This is a genomic window from Salirhabdus sp. Marseille-P4669, from assembly GCF_900240405.1.
In the GTDB taxonomy this organism is placed as follows: Bacteria; Bacillota; Bacilli; order Bacillales; family Alkalibacillaceae; genus OEQK01.
Genome location: NZ_OEQK01000002.1, coordinates 481141 through 500290 on the forward strand (window position 1 = coordinate 481141; position 19150 = coordinate 500290).

General features: G+C 35.6%; 21 protein-coding genes. All 21 read left to right on the forward strand.

Annotated elements, in window-relative coordinates:
- The first annotated feature begins 29 nt into the window (after positions 1-29).
- Entirely contained in the window at positions 30-665 is a 636-nt protein-coding gene (locus C1A05_RS05475) for a CBS domain-containing protein (protein WP_102027171.1), read from the forward strand.
- A 202-nt stretch (positions 666-867) separates the two neighbouring features.
- A complete protein-coding gene (locus C1A05_RS05480; RefSeq protein WP_102027172.1) occupies positions 868-1653 on the forward strand; it encodes a metallophosphoesterase in 786 nt (261 codons plus the stop codon).
- Between the two features lie 120 nt (positions 1654-1773).
- A complete protein-coding gene (locus tag C1A05_RS05485) occupies positions 1774-2352 on the forward strand; it encodes a genetic competence negative regulator (protein ID WP_102027173.1) in 579 nt (192 codons plus the stop codon).
- A 193-nt stretch (positions 2353-2545) separates the two neighbouring features.
- Entirely contained in the window at positions 2546-3472 is a 927-nt protein-coding gene (locus tag C1A05_RS05490; RefSeq protein ID WP_102027174.1) for a D-alanine--D-alanine ligase, read from the forward strand.
- Between the two features lie 157 nt (positions 3473-3629).
- Positions 3630-4910, forward strand: coding sequence for a Glu/Leu/Phe/Val family dehydrogenase (locus C1A05_RS05495; protein ID WP_102027175.1), 1281 nt, complete (start codon positions 3630-3632; stop codon positions 4908-4910).
- Between the two features lie 149 nt (positions 4911-5059).
- The gene (locus tag C1A05_RS05500) at positions 5060-6061 is read left to right on the forward strand and encodes a YpdA family putative bacillithiol disulfide reductase (protein ID WP_102027176.1); all 1002 of its coding nucleotides are present in this window, start codon (positions 5060-5062) and stop codon (positions 6059-6061) included.
- Entirely contained in the window at positions 6054-7013 is a 960-nt protein-coding gene (locus C1A05_RS05505; RefSeq protein ID WP_102027177.1) for an asparaginase, read from the forward strand. Before C1A05_RS05500 ends, C1A05_RS05505 begins: the two co-directional genes overlap by 8 nt.
- A 124-nt stretch (positions 7014-7137) precedes the next feature.
- Complete coding sequence (gene prsW, locus C1A05_RS05510) at positions 7138-7836, forward strand: glutamic-type intramembrane protease PrsW (RefSeq protein WP_102027178.1); 699 nt, start codon at positions 7138-7140, stop codon at positions 7834-7836.
- A gap of 204 nt (positions 7837-8040) precedes the next feature.
- Positions 8041-8928 (forward strand): spore cortex-lytic enzyme, encoded by an 888-nt coding sequence (gene sleB, locus C1A05_RS05515; RefSeq protein WP_102027179.1) that lies wholly within the window; start codon positions 8041-8043, stop codon positions 8926-8928.
- A gap of 15 nt (positions 8929-8943) precedes the next feature.
- The gene (gene ypeB, locus C1A05_RS05520) at positions 8944-10281 is read left to right on the forward strand and encodes a germination protein YpeB (protein WP_102027180.1); all 1338 of its coding nucleotides are present in this window, start codon (positions 8944-8946) and stop codon (positions 10279-10281) included.
- 139 nt (positions 10282-10420) lie between these two features.
- On the forward strand, positions 10421-11074 hold the full coding sequence (locus tag C1A05_RS05525; RefSeq protein WP_102027181.1) for a flagellar brake protein: 654 nt from the start codon (positions 10421-10423) through the stop codon (positions 11072-11074).
- A 56-nt stretch (positions 11075-11130) separates the two neighbouring features.
- On the forward strand, positions 11131-11286 hold the full coding sequence (locus C1A05_RS18530) for a DUF5359 family protein (RefSeq protein ID WP_373419464.1): 156 nt from the start codon (positions 11131-11133) through the stop codon (positions 11284-11286).
- Positions 11287-11404: 118 nt separating this feature from the next.
- A complete protein-coding gene (cmk, locus tag C1A05_RS05530) occupies positions 11405-12082 on the forward strand; it encodes a (d)CMP kinase (protein ID WP_102027374.1) in 678 nt (225 codons plus the stop codon).
- A 20-nt stretch (positions 12083-12102) separates the two neighbouring features.
- Complete coding sequence (locus C1A05_RS05535; RefSeq protein ID WP_102027182.1) at positions 12103-12681, forward strand: lysophospholipid acyltransferase family protein; 579 nt, start codon at positions 12103-12105, stop codon at positions 12679-12681.
- A 149-nt stretch (positions 12682-12830) separates the two neighbouring features.
- On the forward strand, positions 12831-13958 hold the full coding sequence (rpsA, locus tag C1A05_RS05540) for a 30S ribosomal protein S1 (RefSeq protein WP_234998348.1): 1128 nt from the start codon (positions 12831-12833) through the stop codon (positions 13956-13958).
- A 17-nt stretch (positions 13959-13975) separates the two neighbouring features.
- Positions 13976-15016: a type 2 isopentenyl-diphosphate Delta-isomerase gene (gene fni / locus C1A05_RS05545; RefSeq protein WP_102027184.1), complete on the forward strand. Its 1041-nt coding sequence runs from the start codon at positions 13976-13978 to the stop codon at positions 15014-15016.
- A 48-nt stretch (positions 15017-15064) separates the two neighbouring features.
- On the forward strand, positions 15065-15661 hold the full coding sequence (locus tag C1A05_RS05550; protein WP_102027185.1) for a YphA family membrane protein: 597 nt from the start codon (positions 15065-15067) through the stop codon (positions 15659-15661).
- A 222-nt stretch (positions 15662-15883) separates the two neighbouring features.
- Entirely contained in the window at positions 15884-17194 is a 1311-nt protein-coding gene (gene der, locus C1A05_RS05555) for a ribosome biogenesis GTPase Der (protein WP_102027186.1), read from the forward strand.
- A gap of 49 nt (positions 17195-17243) precedes the next feature.
- On the forward strand, positions 17244-18275 hold the full coding sequence (locus C1A05_RS05560; protein WP_102027187.1) for an NAD(P)H-dependent glycerol-3-phosphate dehydrogenase: 1032 nt from the start codon (positions 17244-17246) through the stop codon (positions 18273-18275).
- A 171-nt stretch (positions 18276-18446) separates the two neighbouring features.
- Positions 18447-18710, forward strand: a complete 264-nt coding sequence (locus C1A05_RS05565; protein ID WP_234998351.1) for a stage VI sporulation protein F — start codon at positions 18447-18449, stop codon at positions 18708-18710.
- A 235-nt stretch (positions 18711-18945) separates the two neighbouring features.
- On the forward strand, positions 18946-19143 hold the full coding sequence (locus tag C1A05_RS05570; protein WP_102027188.1) for a DUF2768 domain-containing protein: 198 nt from the start codon (positions 18946-18948) through the stop codon (positions 19141-19143).
- Positions 19144-19150: the final 7 nt, after the last annotated feature.

Below are 19150 nucleotides of genomic sequence, written 5' to 3' on the forward strand. Positions count from 1 at the left end.
ATACCATATAAAAAGGTTAGGTGATGGGAATGTTTGTAAATAGCATTTTAAAACCGAGTCATGAATGTATTACATTTAAAAAGGAAGATAGTTTAAAACTCGTTTTAGAAACATTATTAGAAAAAGATATACAAAGTGCTCCTGTTTTAGAAAATACAAAATTTATTGGCATGGTCTCCAAGCAGATGATTTATGAAAAGTATTTTGAAACAGAAACGATTACAAAAGAAGACTTTCTGCAAAATAATAAGGTTGAAGATATCGTGGACCATGGGGATCTTTTTATAACAAAGAAGGATGTATTTGAAAAGACTCTCACAGCTTTTAAAGGATTTCCTCTATTAGCTGTTGTGGATGAGGACGCAAACTTTCTCGGTATTGTAACGCGTTTTGAAGTGTTAGAGCAGTTTGAAAGTGCTTTTGGAATGAAAAAATCTGGGGTGCGAATTGCATTTACTTCTACAGAAGCAGAAGGTAGAATTTCTAGGCTTACGGATATTTTAAATAGTTTTCATAGTAATATAATCGCAATAGCTACCTTCGATGAAACAGATAAACTTCTTAGAAGAATTGTTATAAAAATAGAGAAAAATGACAATGTAGATCGAATTATTAAAAAGTTAGAGAAATCTGGCTTTCGAATTTTAGATGTTAAGGAAATGTAACCACATTCCCGTACATTCATTTACAAAAAACCTCTAGACCTATTTGAGTAGGCTAGAGGTTTTTTGTAAATCTGGTTGATGGATTTTGGAAAGGTAATAAAACATGTAACAGTTCAATAGTATTTTGTTAAAGATGAAATTATTAAAGTAGGATAATTGTGTTAATAATGATAAAATAATGCAATAAAAGAGGAGAATAAGTTTGTATATCATTTTGAATGGAATCTTAATATTTATCATCTTATTAATTGGCATATTTCTTATATTTCATATGCATAAGCAAGCCCATACGGATTCCTTTGAAAATATTAGGATTAAAGATGCAAAGTATCCACGAAAAGAAGGTGACTTGTCCTTCTTTTTTATATCCGATATTCATAAACGAATCATTCAAGATACAACACTTCAACAAATTGGACATGTTCAATTTACAGTGATAGGTGGCGACCTTTGTGAAAAAGGCGTTTCTTTACAACGAGTAGAGGGTAATGTAAAGAAACTAAAGCAATTAGGTGCCCCAATCTATTTTATATGGGGCAATAATGATGTGGAAGTCAGTGAGCAAGACTTGATTGCAACCTTGGAGCGAAACGATGTTCATATACTGACAAACACATCTGTGACATTTGAATTAAAGAATGGCAAGCAAGTAACGTTAATCGGTTTAGATTGTGATACGGTAAGAGATGTGGATGTGGAGGCTGGGTTTAAACACGCGAATGGAGATTATATCATCCTTGCTATCCATGATCCAAAAACATTTGAACTTCTGAATGAAAAGGAACAAAAACGAGTCAATCTAGTTGTAAGTGGGCATACACATGGAGGTCAAATAAGAATCCTTGGTTGGGGTTTATATCCAAGAGGTGGACTATCGAAACGTGCTTTAACCCATTTTTTTATTAGCGAAGGATATGGAACGACTAAATTACCCTTACGTCTTGGAACAAAAGCGGAATGTCACCGTATTACCATTACCTCAGATTAGGGGAACAATAGATTTTTAAAGAATAATGCAACATGACGGGTCTATCATTCATAAACTGTAGTAAACGAAGTACAGTGTAGTTTGGATAAGTAGTAATCCTGAAAGAGTGGGGTGAAATCAGTGAGGTTAGAGCGAATTGATCTGTATAAGTTTAAAATTTTTTTAACATTTGACGATCTAGATGAAAGAGGTTTCACAAAAGAGGAATTGTGGTATAACTTCCCTAAAGCAAACCAAATGTTTCAGGATATGTTATTTGAAGCAAGTGATGAGCTCGGTATTGAGATTGATGGTAATTTGTCCGTTCGAATTCATTTGCTGCAAGCTCAAGGAATGTTAATTGTTGTGACACAGGATTTCGAATACATTGATGAGGATTATATTGAAATGAAGGTTACGTTAGACGAAAATAAGGAATTTATTTATTCATTTGAAGATTTTGAGTCCGTTATTCAAGTAAGTAATTATTTATATCCACAAGGTCTAACTGGTGGGACAATTTATTATTGGAACTCCGCCTATTATATGGAGTTAAAAGTGGAAGATCTAAAAGAAATAGACAAAGGAAATTTAATTGCAATTATGTCCGAATTTTCCTCTCCCAGTACTGTTACATCCTACCGCTTAAAAGAATATGGAAAAATAATATTAGAGGATAATGCAATTGAACAGATTCAAGGCTATTTCTCTAATTCATAAAGATTCCTGTTGCCTTATTATAATAAAAAAGAATAGTAGAACTTGTCTCATTCATGATAAGATTGTGGTATGATTTCACCTTTAAAATTTTGGAATACTACGTATATGTTTTGTTAGGTAGAATCATGAATGAAAAGGAAAAGATTATGCCTGAATCGGCAATTAGGAACATCCAGTTAGGAGTGTAAAACAGATGAAAATTGCAGTACTGTATGGAGGGACCTCTGGTGAAAGAGAAGTATCCCTTTCTTCTGGCAAAGGGATTATGAATGCATTGAAACAAAAGGGACATGAAGTAATAGGGATAGACTTTCACCCTAATAAGTTAAATGAAATCTTAGAACTAAATGTAGATATGGTGTTCATTGGCTTGCATGGAAAATTTGGTGAGGATGGAAAAATACAAAGTCTGTTGGACATGAAAGAAATTCCTTATGTAGGCTCTGGAGTATTAGCTTCTGCACTTGCAATGGATAAATCAAAAGCTAAACAAATATTTCACCAAAATGGTTTACCAATCGCCAAAGGAAAAACATATCATCATGCGGACTTTTCATCCACTGAAGCGTTCGTAACAGATATTTTAACTAATTTTTCCATACCATTTGTTATTAAACCAAATCAAGAAGGCTCCACGTTAGGCCTAACCATTGTGAAAAAGGAAGAGCAAATAGAAGAGGCTATCAAGAGTGCATTTACACATGATACAGAGTTAATTGTTGAAGAATATGTAAAGGGTCGCGAAATGACCGTAGCAGTTTGGGGGAAAAGAGGAGAAGAAACAGCATTCCCTGTTATTGAAATCATCCCTAAAAATGAATACTATGATTACGAATCAAAATATGCAGAGGGTGGAAGTGAACATATCGTTCCAGCCAATATTGACGCAGACCTATCTAGAGAACTAATGGAATTTGCGGTGAAGGCACATCAAATTCTAGGCTGTAAAACGTACTCTAGAGTTGACTTTATAGTAGACGAAGGGAACAATCCCATCATACTTGAAGTGAATACCTTACCAGGAATGACACCAACAAGTCTTTTTCCAGATGCAGCGAGAGCGAAAGGTATTTCGTATGAAGATATGATTGAAACCTTTATTCAAATGTCCATAGAATAGTCTAGAAATAAAGAAGTGAAATCGCTTTCAAAAATTTAACGAAAAATGGTTGCATAAAAAATTGGAAGGTGTATACTAATTTCTGAAAGTATTAGAATCTTTATTTTTACTAAAAAATTATAATTAATAGTTTTTCAAATTTTTAGGAGGTAAGTAAATGGTTGCCGACAAGCCAGCGGATTCTTCGATGGAGCAAAATGATAGTATGAATGTATTAACATCAACGCAGTTTATTATTAAGGAAGCATTAAATAAACTAGGATATCCTGAAGAAACCTATGAATTATTAAAAGAGCCATTACGTCTAATGACAATTAGAATCCCAGTCCGCATGGATGATGGAGTTGTGAAGGTATTTACAGGTTATCGTGCACAGCACAATGATGCTGTCGGTCCGACTAAGGGTGGCGTTCGATTTCATCCGGACGTAAATGAAGACGAAGTGAAAGCTTTATCTATTTGGATGAGTTTGAAAGCTGGTATCGTTGATCTTCCATATGGTGGAGGAAAGGGTGGAATTGTTTGTGATCCACGTCAAATGTCATTCCGTGAACTAGAATCTCTAAGTAGAGGCTATGTAAGAGCAATTAGCCAAATTGTAGGTCCTACCAAAGATATTCCTGCGCCAGATGTATTCACAAACTCCCAAATTATGGCCTGGATGATGGATGAATATAGCAGAATTGATGAATTTAATAGCCCTGGTTTTATTACCGGAAAGCCATTAGTATTAGGTGGGTCGCACGGAAGAGACACCGCAACTGCAAAAGGGGTTACGATTTGTATTGAGGAAGCGGCTAAACTAAAGGGTATTGATTTAAATGGTGCCCGCGTTATCGTTCAAGGCTTTGGAAATGCTGGAGGCTTTTTAGCAAAATTTATGAACGATTTAGGTGCAAAAGTTATTGCAATTTCAGATGCGCAAGGTGCCATTCATGACCCAGATGGTTTAGATATAGATTATTTGCTTGATCGTCGAGATAGTTTTGGAACTGTCACAAACTTGTTCGATAATACCATCTCGAACAAGGAAATGTTAGAGCTAGATTGTGATATTTTAGTTCCGGCAGCAATCGAAAATCAAATTACAGAAAATAATGCCCACAACATAAAAGCGAGCATCGTTGTAGAAGCAGCTAATGGTCCTACAACGTTAGAGGCTACTAAGATTTTAACAGAACGAGGCATTTTGTTAGTGCCTGATGTATTGGCATCAGCTGGTGGTGTAACAGTTTCTTACTTTGAATGGGTTCAAAACAATCAAGGCTACTATTGGACAGAAGAAGAAGTTCAAGAAAAACTTAGAAAAGTACTCGTAAAATCATTTCATAATATTTATGAAACATCTCAAAATCGTAAAATTGATATGAGATTAGCTGCCTATATGGTCGGTGTTCGTAAAATGGCGGAAGCCTCCAGATTCCGTGGTTGGATTTAACGTAGAATAAACATTTGACTCTTAAAACATCTCCTATTTTTGTTATAATAGGAGATGTTTTTATTTATCAATTTTACGTGTTCCATTATGATATGGTACCCATAGTATAGAATGGATAGTTCGTCAAAAGGACTAGGAGTGACTTAGAGATGAAGGAAAAAGTAATTATAATTGGGGCAGGACCATGTGGAATGTCTGCTGCATTAGAATTAAAGGATAGAGGAATAGATCCCTTAATTATTGAGAAGGGAAATGTAGTAAACGCCATTTACCATTATCCTACGCACCAAACATTTTTCAGTTCGAGTGAAAAGCTGGAAATAGGAAATATTCCATTTATATCAGAAAAACAAAAACCGGTTCGAAATGAAGCGTTAACCTACTATCGGGAAGTGGCACATCGAAAAAACTTAAGAATCAATGCTTATGAGAGAGTAGAAAAGATAAGTGCTGTAGGTCAAAAGTATAAATTACAAACAGTTAAGGAGAATGGGGAAAAGAAGGTATATATTGCTACCTATGTCATCATTGCAACAGGTTATTATGATCAGCCCAATTATTTAGGAATCCCAGGTGAAGATCTTCCTAAGGTTTCCCATTATTTCAAGGAAGCACATCCATATTTTAAGAAAAATATAGTGGTAATTGGTGGTAAAAACTCTGCTGTTGATGCTACATTAGAGCTAGTAAAAGCAGGTGCACATGTAACCGTTTTGTATCGTGGTAGTGATTATTCAACAAGTGTGAAGCCTTGGATATTGCCTTTATTTGTCTCTTTAGTTAATAAAGGTGTTGTTCGTATGGAGTTTAACGCACATATTACGAAAATAACAGAAAATAACGTTTACTTCCGTAAAGAAGGAGTAGAACACGTTCTAGACAATGATTTCGTTTTTGCGATGACGGGCTATCATCCGGATCACGATTTCCTAAAAGGTATTCAGATTGAAATAGAAAATGAAACAGGAAGACCTATGTTTAACGAAAATACGATGGAATCAAACATTGATAATGTATACATTGCTGGTGTTATCGCTGCTGGTTATAACAACAATGAAATATTTATCGAGAATGGTCGCTTTCACGGTGAAAAAATTGCAGAATCTATTGTAGAAAAAGAAACTCGAAACGTTGGTGAAGGAAATGAGTAAAGTTGTCCTATTAACAACTGGCGGTACCATTGCAAGTACCCCAAATAAAACCTCTGGTAAATTATCCTCTGGAGCACTAACGGGAGAAGAACTTGCTGGAATGTGCGATTTGCCGGCTAACATTGATATCGAAATCGAATCCGTTTTTCAAAAGGCGAGTATGCATATTACCTTTGATGATCTTGTATATTTAAAAGAAAGAATTGAACATTATTTTCAAGACTCAACGGTTAATGGAATTGTTGTCACACATGGAACAGATACGATGGAGGAAACAGCCTACTTTTTAGACTTAACAATTCGTGACGAACGTCCTGTTGTAGTAACCGGTTCCCAACGGTCACCTAATGATTTAGGTAGTGATGTTTTTATAAACCTTCGTCACGCTATATACAGCGCAATCTGTGATGACTTGAAGAATGCAGGTACTGTAGTTGTATTTAATGAACGGATTTTTACAGCGCGTTATGTAAAGAAAGAGCATGCATCCAACATTCAGGGATTTAACGCCTTTGGATTTGGGTATTTGGGGATTATAGACAATGATACCGTCTTTTTGTACCAAAAACCTATCTCGAGACAAAATTATACGTTAACAGGACCAATTCCAAGAGTAGATATAATTAAATGCTTCTTGGATGCTGATGGAACTTTTATGAAAGCTTCCGCAGAAAGTGGTGCTAAGGGTATTGTTCTGGAAGGTGTAGGTAGGGGGCAAGTTGCACCAAAGATGATGAAGGAAATTGAAGATTGCATTGAAAAGGGAATAAAAGTAGTCATTACAACGAGCTCTGAAGAAGGAGCTGTATACCCAACATATGATTATGAGGGCAGTGCATATGATCTTGTAATGAAGGGTGCAATTCTTGGAAGTGATTACGACAGTAAAAAAGCCCGAATGAAGCTTGCAGTAATGCTTGCAAGTAGTATGGAGATAACCGACTTTTCCTAACCATAGTTTAATTACTATGGTTTATTTTATTGTAAAATATTAACAAAATCGTGACAATTACTATTTTCAATCCGAAATGTTCGTGATACGATTAAACTATATTAAAGGGGGGAGAGGGACTTTTATGATTGGTATTATCTCGGCTAGTTTAGCGCCTGGTTTAGCATTATTGGTTTTCTTTTATCTAAAAGATCGATTTGACACAGAACCCTTCTCCCTAGTCTTTAAATCTTTTGTATTCGGATTACTTTTAGTTTTTCCGATTATGTTTATTCAATATGCCTTTATGGCGGAAGGTGTCGGGCAATCCGTTTGGTTTCAGTCGTTTTTTTTATCTGGAGTACTAGAAGAGTTCTTTAAATGGTTTATATTTCTGTATGTTGTCTATAAACATGTTTCCTTTGATAATCATTACGATGGTATTGTTTATGGGGTCGCAATCAGTTTAGGATTCGCAAGCCTGGAAAATCTATTGTATTTGATTGCAAACGGTATAGAACATGCATTTGGTAGAGCAATCTTTCCTGTATCCTCTCATGCTTTGTTTGGGGTGATTATGGGGTATTATATAGGTAAAACAAAGTTCGCGATTCATAAACCAAAACGTTCATTACTAATTGCGCTATTACTGCCTGCATTTTTACACGGTTTGTATGACTTTATTTTAGTATCAATTGAAAGTTACTGGCTCTATATAATGGCGCCTTTTATGTTATTTTTATGGATGTTTGCCTTACGCAAGGTGAAAGTAGCAAATCATCATTTGCCTACTGAGGAAACGGTTATACCAATAGATACAAAAAATAACAGTGCCGTTAATTAAAACGGTTACTCTAGCTTAAGCGAAAGAGTAATCGTTTTTTTTTGTGGTTTTTGAGCTTTTGTTTGACGGAACTATTCTGGAAGCTATGTCAGTGAACGAACTTCGTAAACAACTAGTAAAGTTTTCTTTCGAATGTATAAAAAAGTACTTTCGACAAAATATATAGAAAGCAAGAAACGTTTACTAAATCAGGAGGAATTTAAGATGAATGTAAAAAAAGCCATTTGCTTTATTGCCGTATTTTTACTTATGATGACTATTCCTCTTTCTAATTATGAGCAGGACCAAGTATCAGAAGCATTTAGTGCTCGAACGTTACAGAAAGGTTCATCAGGTGACGATGTCATTGAGTTACAAGCACGATTACAGTACATCGGGTTTTATAATGGGAAAATTGATGGAATATTCGGATGGGGGACATATTGGGCGGTACGAAATTTTCAGAAGGATTATGGTTTAGATATTGATGGCTTAGTAGGACAAGAAACAAAAGCAACGTTAAATCGCGTAACAAAGTATGACAAACAATGGGTACACGAACAGATAAGGTCTGGAAGCGATTTCACTTACTATGGGGGTACCCCGCTAAATAAACAAACGAAGAAAAAGCAAACAACTACTCAACAAGCAGCACCTCAAAAAACAGGCACTAATACAAATAAAAATACGAATACGAATACAACGACGAACAACAATGCGTCACCAACACCTACATCCGTTAATGTTCCTAGTGGATATTCGCAAAATGATATTCAATTAATGGCAAATGCTGTATATGGTGAATCCAGAGGTGAGCCATATGAAGGTCAAGTTGCAGTTGCAGCAGTTATTCTAAACCGCGTTGAAAGTCCATCGTTTCCTAATACTATTTCTGGTGTTATCTTTGAACCTCGTGCTTTCACTGCAGTTGCCGATGGACAAATTTGGATGACACCAAATGAAACGGCCAAACGGGCGGTTTTAGATGCTATTAATGGTATGGATCCTTCAGGAGGGGCTATCTACTACTTCAATCCAGCTACCGCCACCTCGGATTGGATCTGGTCCCGTCCTCAAATTAAACGAATTGGGGAGCACATTTTCTGTAAATAAGAAAGGAGTGAGAGTATGCTTCGCTGGATAACAATTGTTGTATTAGCTGTTGCTGTTGTAGGAGTGGGAATCTGGGGTTATCAAGAGCATCAAGAAAAAAATGCCATTCTCTTGCAAGCGGAGAACACATATCAACGTTCATTTCATGACTTGACATATTATGTAGATTTACTAAATGATAAAATTGGTAACGTATTGGCGATGAATTCACCTCGTAGTCTCTCTCCTGAACTTGCAGAGATTTGGAGACTTACTTCTGAGGCTCATTCAGAGGTTGGGCAGTTGCCATTATCATTACTTCCTTTTAATAAGACAGAAGAGTTTCTATCTAATATTGGGGATTTTTCCTATCGTACAGCAGTGCGAGAATTAGATAAAGATCCTCTTACAGAAGAAGAGGTAGAGCTTTTAGAAAATCTATATCAACAATCTGGTGAAATTAAGCGTGAATTAAGAAATGTACAGCATCTGGCACTCGAGAATAATTTACGGTGGATGGATGTACAGTTAGCTTTAGCAAATAACGAACAACAAGCAGATAATACCATTATCGATGGCTTTAAGACAGTTGAAAAAAACGTGGAATCGTATTCGGAATCAACCTTTGCAACATCCCTCAATGGCGTCACAAAACATCAGGAAGAGAAAATACAACTGGAAGGAGAAAACATTAACGAAGACGATGTTCGTAAATTAGCAACGAAATTATTTGATTTAGATGGTGTTGACTTAAAAGTAACACCAACTGGTGAAGGTTCGGATATTAAAATGTATAGTGCATCTTATAATAAAGATGGAGAGCACGGGTACTTTGATATTACAGAAAAAGGTGGCTATTTACTCTCGTTAATCATAAGTAGAGAGATGAAAGAACCAACAATCGGGCTTTATGATGGATCGGAAAAGGCAAAAAAGTTTTTGGCGAATTTAGGGTTTGAAGATGTAGAAATGTATAATAGTGTTCAATATGGTAATGTAGGAGTTTATTCCTTTGCCTCTGTTCAAGACAATATACGAATTTATCCAGATGCAATTCAAATTAAAGTGGCATTAGACGATGGTGAAATAGTTGGTGCTTCTACTAAAGAATACTTAATTAACCATCAAGATCGCGATATTAAAGAACCGAAAATTACGATGGATGAGGCAAAGAAAGAAGTAAATCCTAGAGTAGAGATTCAGGAAAGTAGCCTAGCTATTATTGATAATGATTTAGGTGAAGAAGTCCTATGCTATGAATTTATTGGGGTTCTAGGAGAAGATACGTATCGCATCTATATTAATGCTATGGATGGCTTTGAAGAGCGTGTAGAAAAATTAGAACAAGCAGAGATTAATTTCCAAACAACATAAGAACCATTACTTGATGGATAAATTGCTTTTTTGAGCAGTTTATCCTTTTTATTTTGAATCACTCTTGCTTGTTTCGTTATTTTCTTGTACGTTTAAATAAGAAGAATAAAAGGCAACTATTCGAGAAAGAGGGACAACGATGGAATTAGGACAAGCTATTACCATACAAGTAGAAGATGCAAACAAAAGTATGCAGAACTTGATTACGAAGATCGTAGAGTTAGATGAAAAACAAATGGTGTTGTATGTTCATTACCCGACGAATACAAAGACAAGAAAAACAGCCTTTTTATTAGAGGGTACAGCCTGTAAAGTTATTTATCAGGATGCAGAAAATACTAGCTTTACATTTCCAACCGAAGTGAAGTTACGAAAAAAGATTAAAAAAATTCCAGTCTTAGGATTACGTTTGCCAACAGAAGAGGAAATAAATAAAATCCAACGAAGAAATTATTTGCGGATTGACACTACATTGGACGTGGCTGCTCGGTTTACAGACAATCCTCTACAATCCTTTAATACAACAACACTCGATATTAGTGGTGGTGGTGCATCTATTGCTATACCTAAAAATGTTAAGCTTAATGTAGATGAAACGTTAAACATAACAATTGTTTTGCCTTTTAAATCAGATGAATATCAATATGTAACTGCGACTGCAAGAGTTGTAAGAATTATAGAGCGTGACAAAGGATTAAATCTAGCTCCATTAGAATTTATTTCGATAAAAAATCAAGAGCGAGATCATATTATCCGCTATTGCTTAATGAAACAAGTAAAACAAAATATTTAAACAGTAAACCGCATAAACAGCGGATTTTTTGGCAATTCTAACAATAAAAAGATGATGTGATAACGTTGAAAAAAATAGAAAAAATCATTCGATCTTTACTTATCATTCTACTTTTATTGTTAATTCTTTCTCAGTGGTTAGTTTTACATACCGATATTAAAACATACGTAAATCCTGTTTATGAATACATTGGTGTTTTTAAACCAGAATAGTCGATTTATAGACCGTAATTTTTCCGTATGGTATTATTTTTAATTAGATAGCGAAACGCTTTATAGCAGGTAAACCCTGCTATTATTTATTTTTAAATTATATGGGGGTTAATGTATGATGACTAAAGATATTGCGATTGCAATTGATGGACCAGCAGCTGCTGGTAAAAGTACTGTTGCGAAAATTGTTGCTGAGGATCTTTCTTACATATATATTGATACGGGAGCTATGTACCGAGCTATCACTTTAAATGCATTACATAATCAGGTGGATTTAAATGATGAAGAAAGCTTACGTACGTTATTGTTAAAAACGAATATTACGTTTGAGAAAGATGGTAGTAATCAAAAGGTGTTTGTGAATGGTACAGACGTAACGGATGCGATTCGGACGAAAGAAGTAACCAATAATGTTTCCATTGTATCCAAGCATAAATTAGTTCGCGAAGAAATGGTGAATCGTCAAAAAGAGATGGCAAAAAATCGTAGAGTTGTAATGGATGGAAGAGATATAGGAACAGATGTTATTCCAGATGCAGAAGTGAAAATATTTCTTGTAGCATCTGTTGAGGAGAGAGCAGAACGACGACATAAAGAAAATATCGAAAAAGGCTTTGAATCCGATTTAGAACAATTAAAGCTTGAAATTGCGCAAAGAGACAAAATTGATTCAGAGCGAGAGGTTTCTCCTTTAACCAAAGCTACCGATGCCATTGAAATTGATACTACATCTTTATCTATTCAACAAGTTGCTGATAAAATATTAGCATTAGCGAAAGAAAAAATGGAAAATTAACGAATTGAGGAGTTCATCTTATGTTATATAAAATAGGGAAATTTTTATGTGCAATTATATTTAAAACGTTATATCGAATTGAAGTAACTGGGAAGCAAAATGTACCGAAAAAAGGGCCGGTAATTATTTGTTCGAATCACATTTCAAATATCGATCCACCAGTAGTAGGAATTACTTGTCCGAGAGATATTCACTTTATGGCGAAAGATGAGCTTTTTCAAAAGAAATTTATCGGAGGATTATTGAGAAAATTACATGCCTTTCCTGTTAAAAGGGGAATGCAGGACCGTCAAGCATTACGAGATGGGTTAAAAGTATTAAAAGATGGCCACACGTTAGGTTTGTTTCCTGAAGGGACACGAAGTACGAATGGTGAATTAGGAAAGGGTCTTGCTGGGGCTGGATTTTTTGCATTACGTTCCGATGCTGCTATTATACCGTGTGCAATTAGTGGGGAATATAAAAGATTTCAAAAAGTGAATGTAACCTATGGAGAGCCTGTTGACTTAAAAGAACTAAAAGAACGAAAAGCATCTGCCCAAGAAGTAGTAGATACAATTATGGATGAAATTCAAATATTATTAAATAAAGATAAATAATGGTATATTTTAGCTTGACAAACAACTAGAAATATTAGAAGTTAGAAAAAAGGACATTTTTTCATATTGCTAAAGCTCCAGCACAAAACTCTCCTAAGCGAGAAAAGGTGCTTACGCTGTGTAAATGTCGTATGAAGGAGGATGTTGGAATGGACGAATTATCTAATGTGAACCTTTCTGTAGGTGATCAAGTTACTGGTACAGTGGTGAAAGTAGAGGAAAAGCACGCGTTAGTTGATATTGGCGCTAAAGTAGAAGGAATTCTACCAATTAGTGAAATCTCTAATCTTCATATTGAAAAAACTTCGGATGCTTTATCAGTAGGCGATGAAATTAAAGTACAAGTGAAAAAGATAGAAGAAGAAGAAATTGTTTTATCAAAAAAACTTGTGGACTTTGAAAAGGTATGGAGTAGTCTGGAGAAAAAGTTCCAAGATGGCGAAGTGTTTAACGCGGAAGTAAAAGAAGTAGTTAAAGGCGGACTAGTAGCAGATGTTGGATTACGCGGTTTCATACCAGCATCCCATGTGGAAGCTTACTTTGTTGAAGATTTTGAACAATATAAAGGAAAAACATTAAGCTTAAAAGTAATCGAGCTTGATAAGGATAAGAACCGAGTTATTCTTTCTCACCGTGTCGTAGAAGAAGAGCAAAAAAACAAACAAAAACAAGATTCTCTTCAAAAGATTGAATCTGGTGATGTGCTTGAAGGTGTTGTTCAACGAATAACAGACTTTGGTGCTTTTGTAGATATCGGTGGAATTGATGGTTTAGTACATATTTCTCAATTGTCACACGAGCATGTAAATAAGGCATCGGATGTATTAAAAGAAGGGGAAACCGTTAAAGTGAAGGTTTTATCAGTCGATCGTGATACAGAACGAATTTCTCTTTCGATTAAAGATGTATTACCTGGCCCTTGGGAAGGCGTGAGCGAAAAGATTAAAACTGGTGACGTTGTAGAAGGTACAGTGAAGCGTTTAGTGAACTTTGGTGCTTTTGTAGAAGTTCTACCTGGAATTGAAGGTCTAGTTCATGTATCTCAAATTGCCGACCGTCATATTGGCACACCGAAGGAAGTTTTAGAGGTGGGACAAACTGTACAAGCAAAGGTACTAGAAGTGAATGAAGAAAATAAAAGGTTGTCATTAAGTATAAGAGAAGTTGAGAATGATAAAAATAGACAAGAGATTGCACAATATCAACAAAACCAAGAACAAGGAACATTCCAATTAGGAGATGTTATTGGGGAACAACTTGGAAAACTGAAAAAATAAATGTGGTGATGGAACAAATGAGTCGTTCTGAACGAAAACTTTCCCATATTCAAGAAGCAATTAGTCAACAACGGGCTTATACGAATAGCTTTGATGATGTTCAAATTGTTCACCAAAGCCTAAGTGGTCGAAATTGGGAGGATCTATCACTGCAAGTTAAATTTGGCGAACTTCATTTAAGTTCGCCACTTTTTATAAATGCAATGACTGGTGGTGGCGGGTTAAAAACGGAAGAGATAAACCGTAAACTAGCGACTGTTGCGAAGGAGAAAAAGATCACGATTGCAGTTGGCTCCCAAATGGCAGCTCTAAAAGATAAAGAACAGGTGAACACCTATAAGGTGATGCGCAAAGTGAACCCGAACGGTGTTATTTTTGCGAACGTAGGTAGTGAAGCAACTTTAGATCAAGCAAATAAAGCGGTGGAAATGGTAGAAGCAAATGCTTTGCAGATTCATTTAAACATCCTTCAGGAATTAATTATGCCTGAAGGAGATCGGCAATTCTCGGATCGGCTTCGAAAGCTGGAGGACATTGTCTCGAATGTGGAAGTACCAGTAATTGTGAAGGAAGTTGGCTTTGGTATATCAAAAGAAACAGCAAAACAATTGGAAGCAATAGGTGTTCAATATATTGATGTTAGCGGTTATGGGGGGACAAATTTTTCTGTAATCGAAAATAAAAGACGCACGTTGAAAGTGAATCCTCTTAATGAGTGGGGGATTCCAACGGTACCTTCCATTTTAGAGGTTGCTGCGGAAGTACCTAGTCTTCATATTGCTGCATCTGGTGGAATTCGACATGGAATAGATGGGGTAAAAGCATTTGTGCTTGGTGCATCACTTTTTGGTATGGCTGGCTCATTGCTAAAAGTTCTAATGGAGCATGATGAGGAGGAACTAGCCACTGAAATTGAATCGATTCATACGCAATTTAAAATCGCTTTAGTGGCATTAGGTGCTAGAACACCTAAAGAGCTCCGCGGTAAACCTCATGTGTTTTTCGGTAAAACAAAAGAATGGTATGAACAACGTATAAATTCTTTTCCAAACGATTAAGAAAACAAAAAAACACCTATAATGGGAACTATAAGTAGGTGTTGAAAAATGGAAAAAGGATTATTTCTATGGTTCATTTGGTTACTTTGGATTATTTTATACTTTTTTGAATTTAATAAACGGAAACGAACGATCCAAACATGTATCGTCCTTATCGGTATTATTTGTTCGAATCAGTATATTGTCATAATGGATTTCCAACTCTTTCTGCCACTACTATATGGTTTGCTAATAGGTTTTTGTATATTGTCGGTACAAAAGAAAAGTATAACTATGATTCTACTTACGATAAGCTTGAGCTTTTTTTATAGTGGATTAAAAATTTGGGAGCTTTTGAATCCATTATGGTTGTTTGTTTCGTCAACTGTATTTTGGACTATCGTTGGATTTACCATTCTTTCTCTATTTACACCACCTAAATATGAACTACGAATAGGGATATGGCTGGTTAGTACTTCTACAGGCCATCTTATTTACAGCTTAATTCGAAATGCCTATGGGTACCAATATGCAATTGGTGATTACTCTTATTTAGTCGATGTAGTGTTTTTTGTGCAGCTTCTTACAGTTATAAATAAATTAGGGAAACTAAGTGCTAAAATTGAACAGTCTATTCAAAACGTTCGGCTTAAAAGTATGAAATAATTTATTGCTAGAAAGTAAACAATAATAATACATGTGATAAGAGATATAAATTTGTTTATTTATACCTCTTTTGCTAAAATATAAAAGCTAATAGTTACCCTTCTTTCATAAAAAGAAGGGTTTTATACTATCAATAAAATAGTATTGAAGGAAATAGTATGAAATAAAACAAATAGATACAACTAGATCCTAGTGAATCGTTGAGAAAAAGGGTGAACCTAAATGCGTAAATCAGTAGTTGCAATTGTTGGAAAACCAAACGTAGGAAAATCAACTATATTTAATCGTTTAGTTGGTGAAAGAATTTCAATCGTAGAAGATATACCAGGTGTTACGAGAGATCGAATCTATTCAGAAGCAGAATGGTTAAACACAAAATTTAATTTAATTGATACTGGTGGAATTGAGATTGGTGATGAGCCTTTGCTCGTTCAAATGAGGCAACAAGCAGAAATTGCGATTGATGAAGCGGACGTTATCATTTTTATGATTAATGGCAAAGAAGGAATTACAGCTGCAGATGAAGAAGTTGCCAAAATGTTATTTAAAACAAATAAGCCAGTCGTTTTAGCTGTAAACAAAATCGACAATCCAGAAATGAGAGAACAAATCTATGAATATTATTCATTAGGTTTTGGGGAACCTTTCCCGATTTCTGGAACCCATGGGCTCGGCTTAGGTGATTTGTTAGACGAAGTAGTGAAGCATTTTCCAGAAAGAGCTGTCGAAGAGTATGATGAGGAAGTAATTCGGTTTAGTCTAATCGGTCGACCAAATGTAGGTAAATCTTCGCTCGTTAACGCCCTTTTAGGAGAAGAACGGGTTATTGTTAGTGATATAGCTGGAACAACTAGAGACGCAATTGATACCTCGTTTGTTAAGGATGGTAATGACTTTATTATTATCGATACTGCAGGAATGAGAAAAAGAGGAAAGGTATATGAAAAGACCGAAAAATATAGTGTGTTAAGGGCTTTAAAAGCAATCGAGCGTTCAGACGTCGTTCTAGTAGTTTTGGATGCAGATACTGGAATTATTGAGCAAGATAAAAAGATTGCTGGTTACGCCCATGATGCAGGTAAAGCCATAATCATAGTGGTTAATAAATGGGATACGGTTGAAAAAGATGATAATACGATGGCAAAATTTGAGGAAAAGGTACGAAAAGAATTCCAATTTCTCGATTATGCGCCAATTGTCTTTCTATCAGCATTAACAAAGAAACGAATTCATACATTATTACCTAAAATCATTGTGGCTAGTGAAAACCATTCGTTACGTGTACCTACAAACATCTTGAATGAAGTAATTATGGATTCCTTAGCACTAAATCCCACTCCGTCTATAAAAGGACGAAAGTTAAAGATTTTATATGCTACTCAAGTTGCTGTTAAGCCGCCTACATTTGTTGTATTTGTTAACGACCCAGAGCTTATGCATTTTTCTTACAAACGTTTTTTGGAAAATAGAGTTCGGGAAGCATTTGGCTTTGAAGGCACACCAATTAAAATTTATGCTAGAGCACGAAAATAGACATATAAACAGTTCGTATAATCGATTATCCACGAAGAGGTGATTGGAAATGGGGAAAATTGCTGTATTGGGTGCAGGGAGCTGGGGAACAGCTTTATCACTTGTACTAGCAGATAACAACCATGACGTCCGTCTTTGGACACATCGTCAAGAGCAAGCGAATGATATTAATGAAGCTAGAGAAAACAAAAAATATTTACAAAATGTACACCTGCCGGAAAATATTAAAGCATATCATCAAATGGAAAATGCAATAGAGGGTGTAGAGGCAATTGTTCTTGTTGTTCCAACTAAGGCTATACGAGAAGTATGTCAACAATTGTCAGAAAGTCTCAATCATCAAGTTACCCTCATTCATGCTACAAAAGGTATTGAACCTGGAACTCAAAAAAGGGTATCGGAAATGATAGAGGAAGAGCTCCCTTCTCATTTATATAAAAGTGTGGTTGTGTTATCTGGACCAAGTCATGCCGAAGAAGTAGGAAAGCGACATCCAACCACTGTTACAGTGTCTTCAAGTGTAACTGAAGAATCGGAAATCGCCCAGGATTTATTCATTAATGAAAATTTTCGTGTATATACCAATCCGGATATTATCGGTGTGGAATTAGGTGGGGCTTTAAAAAACATTATTGCATTAGGGGCGGGAATCTCAGATGGTTTAGATTATGGAGACAATGCAAAAGCTGCCTTAATGACAAGAGGATTAACAGAGATTGCTCGATTAGGCACTTCAATGGGTGCCAATCCGTTAACATTTGCTGGTTTAACTGGTGTTGGGGATCTTATTGTAACATGTACAAGCTCGCATAGTCGTAATTGGCGAGCCGGAAATATGCTTGGAAAAGGCTTTCCATTAGATACAGTTTTAGAAGAAATGGGTATGGTTGTAGAAGGAGTTCGTACGACAAAGGCAGCATATCAATTAGCTAAGCAAGAAGATATCGCTATGCCGATAACGGAAGGAATATACAATGTTTTATTCGAGCGTGCAAAGCCGAAAGATGTTGTAGACCAACTAATGAATCGTGGGAAAACATCAGAGCTTGAGGATCTATCTCATATTAGCTGGAAAAAGTAATCATTCAAAAGTATAAACGTAGTGTAGAGATACCAGAAGAAGGGGAAATACCTTCTTCTGGATTTTTCAATTTTAAAGCGATAAGAATCAATAAAGGAAGATGCGGATATACCTCACAAGCCAATGCCCCTTGCATATAATATGGTGAAATGGGAACAAGGAGGTAAGGTAGTGAGTAAAGATCCTAAAAACAACATTTTTGGTCACATAGAAAAAAATTCGAATATCAATGCTAATGAAGTATTCAAGGTTGCTGAATCTGTAAAAAATGCAAATTTCTCTGACGAAAAAACGGTTCGCCAACTTGTTCGTCGTTTATCTAAAATGGCGAATAAACCATTACCAAGAGAAAAAGAAGACAAAATTGTCGAGATGATCACAAAACAAAATGTACCAATGGATATGAACACTCTTCAAAAAATGCTTAAGAAATAATGCTGCTTGGGCTATTGAGGATGCAATTGTATTACCTTTCGCATAAAATAAATCGCAGCAGTTACTATGTAGAGCTGCAAGGTAAGGGAACTATTTAGTTGAGCCGAGGTGTTTGCCCCTTCACCTCGGTTTTTTTCATTCTGTATATAAATTCCTTTGGTAATCATTAAGAGTATTCTTATGTTCTGTGTTATAATATTCAACGTACATTTCGGAAGTAAAAGGAGAGAAACACATGTCAGAAAGTATGTTGAAAATGTACATTTCCTTTGCTGGAATGGCCTTTTTAATTATAGCGATTGTTTTAATTATGCTAAGTAGGAATAAGTTAAAAGGTGTTTTAAGCATTATTACAGGAATTATCGCGTACATATTTTTTATTGTAGGAAGTATTATTATTTTTTATATTGTCATTAGCGGACCAACTGCTTAAGGTTATT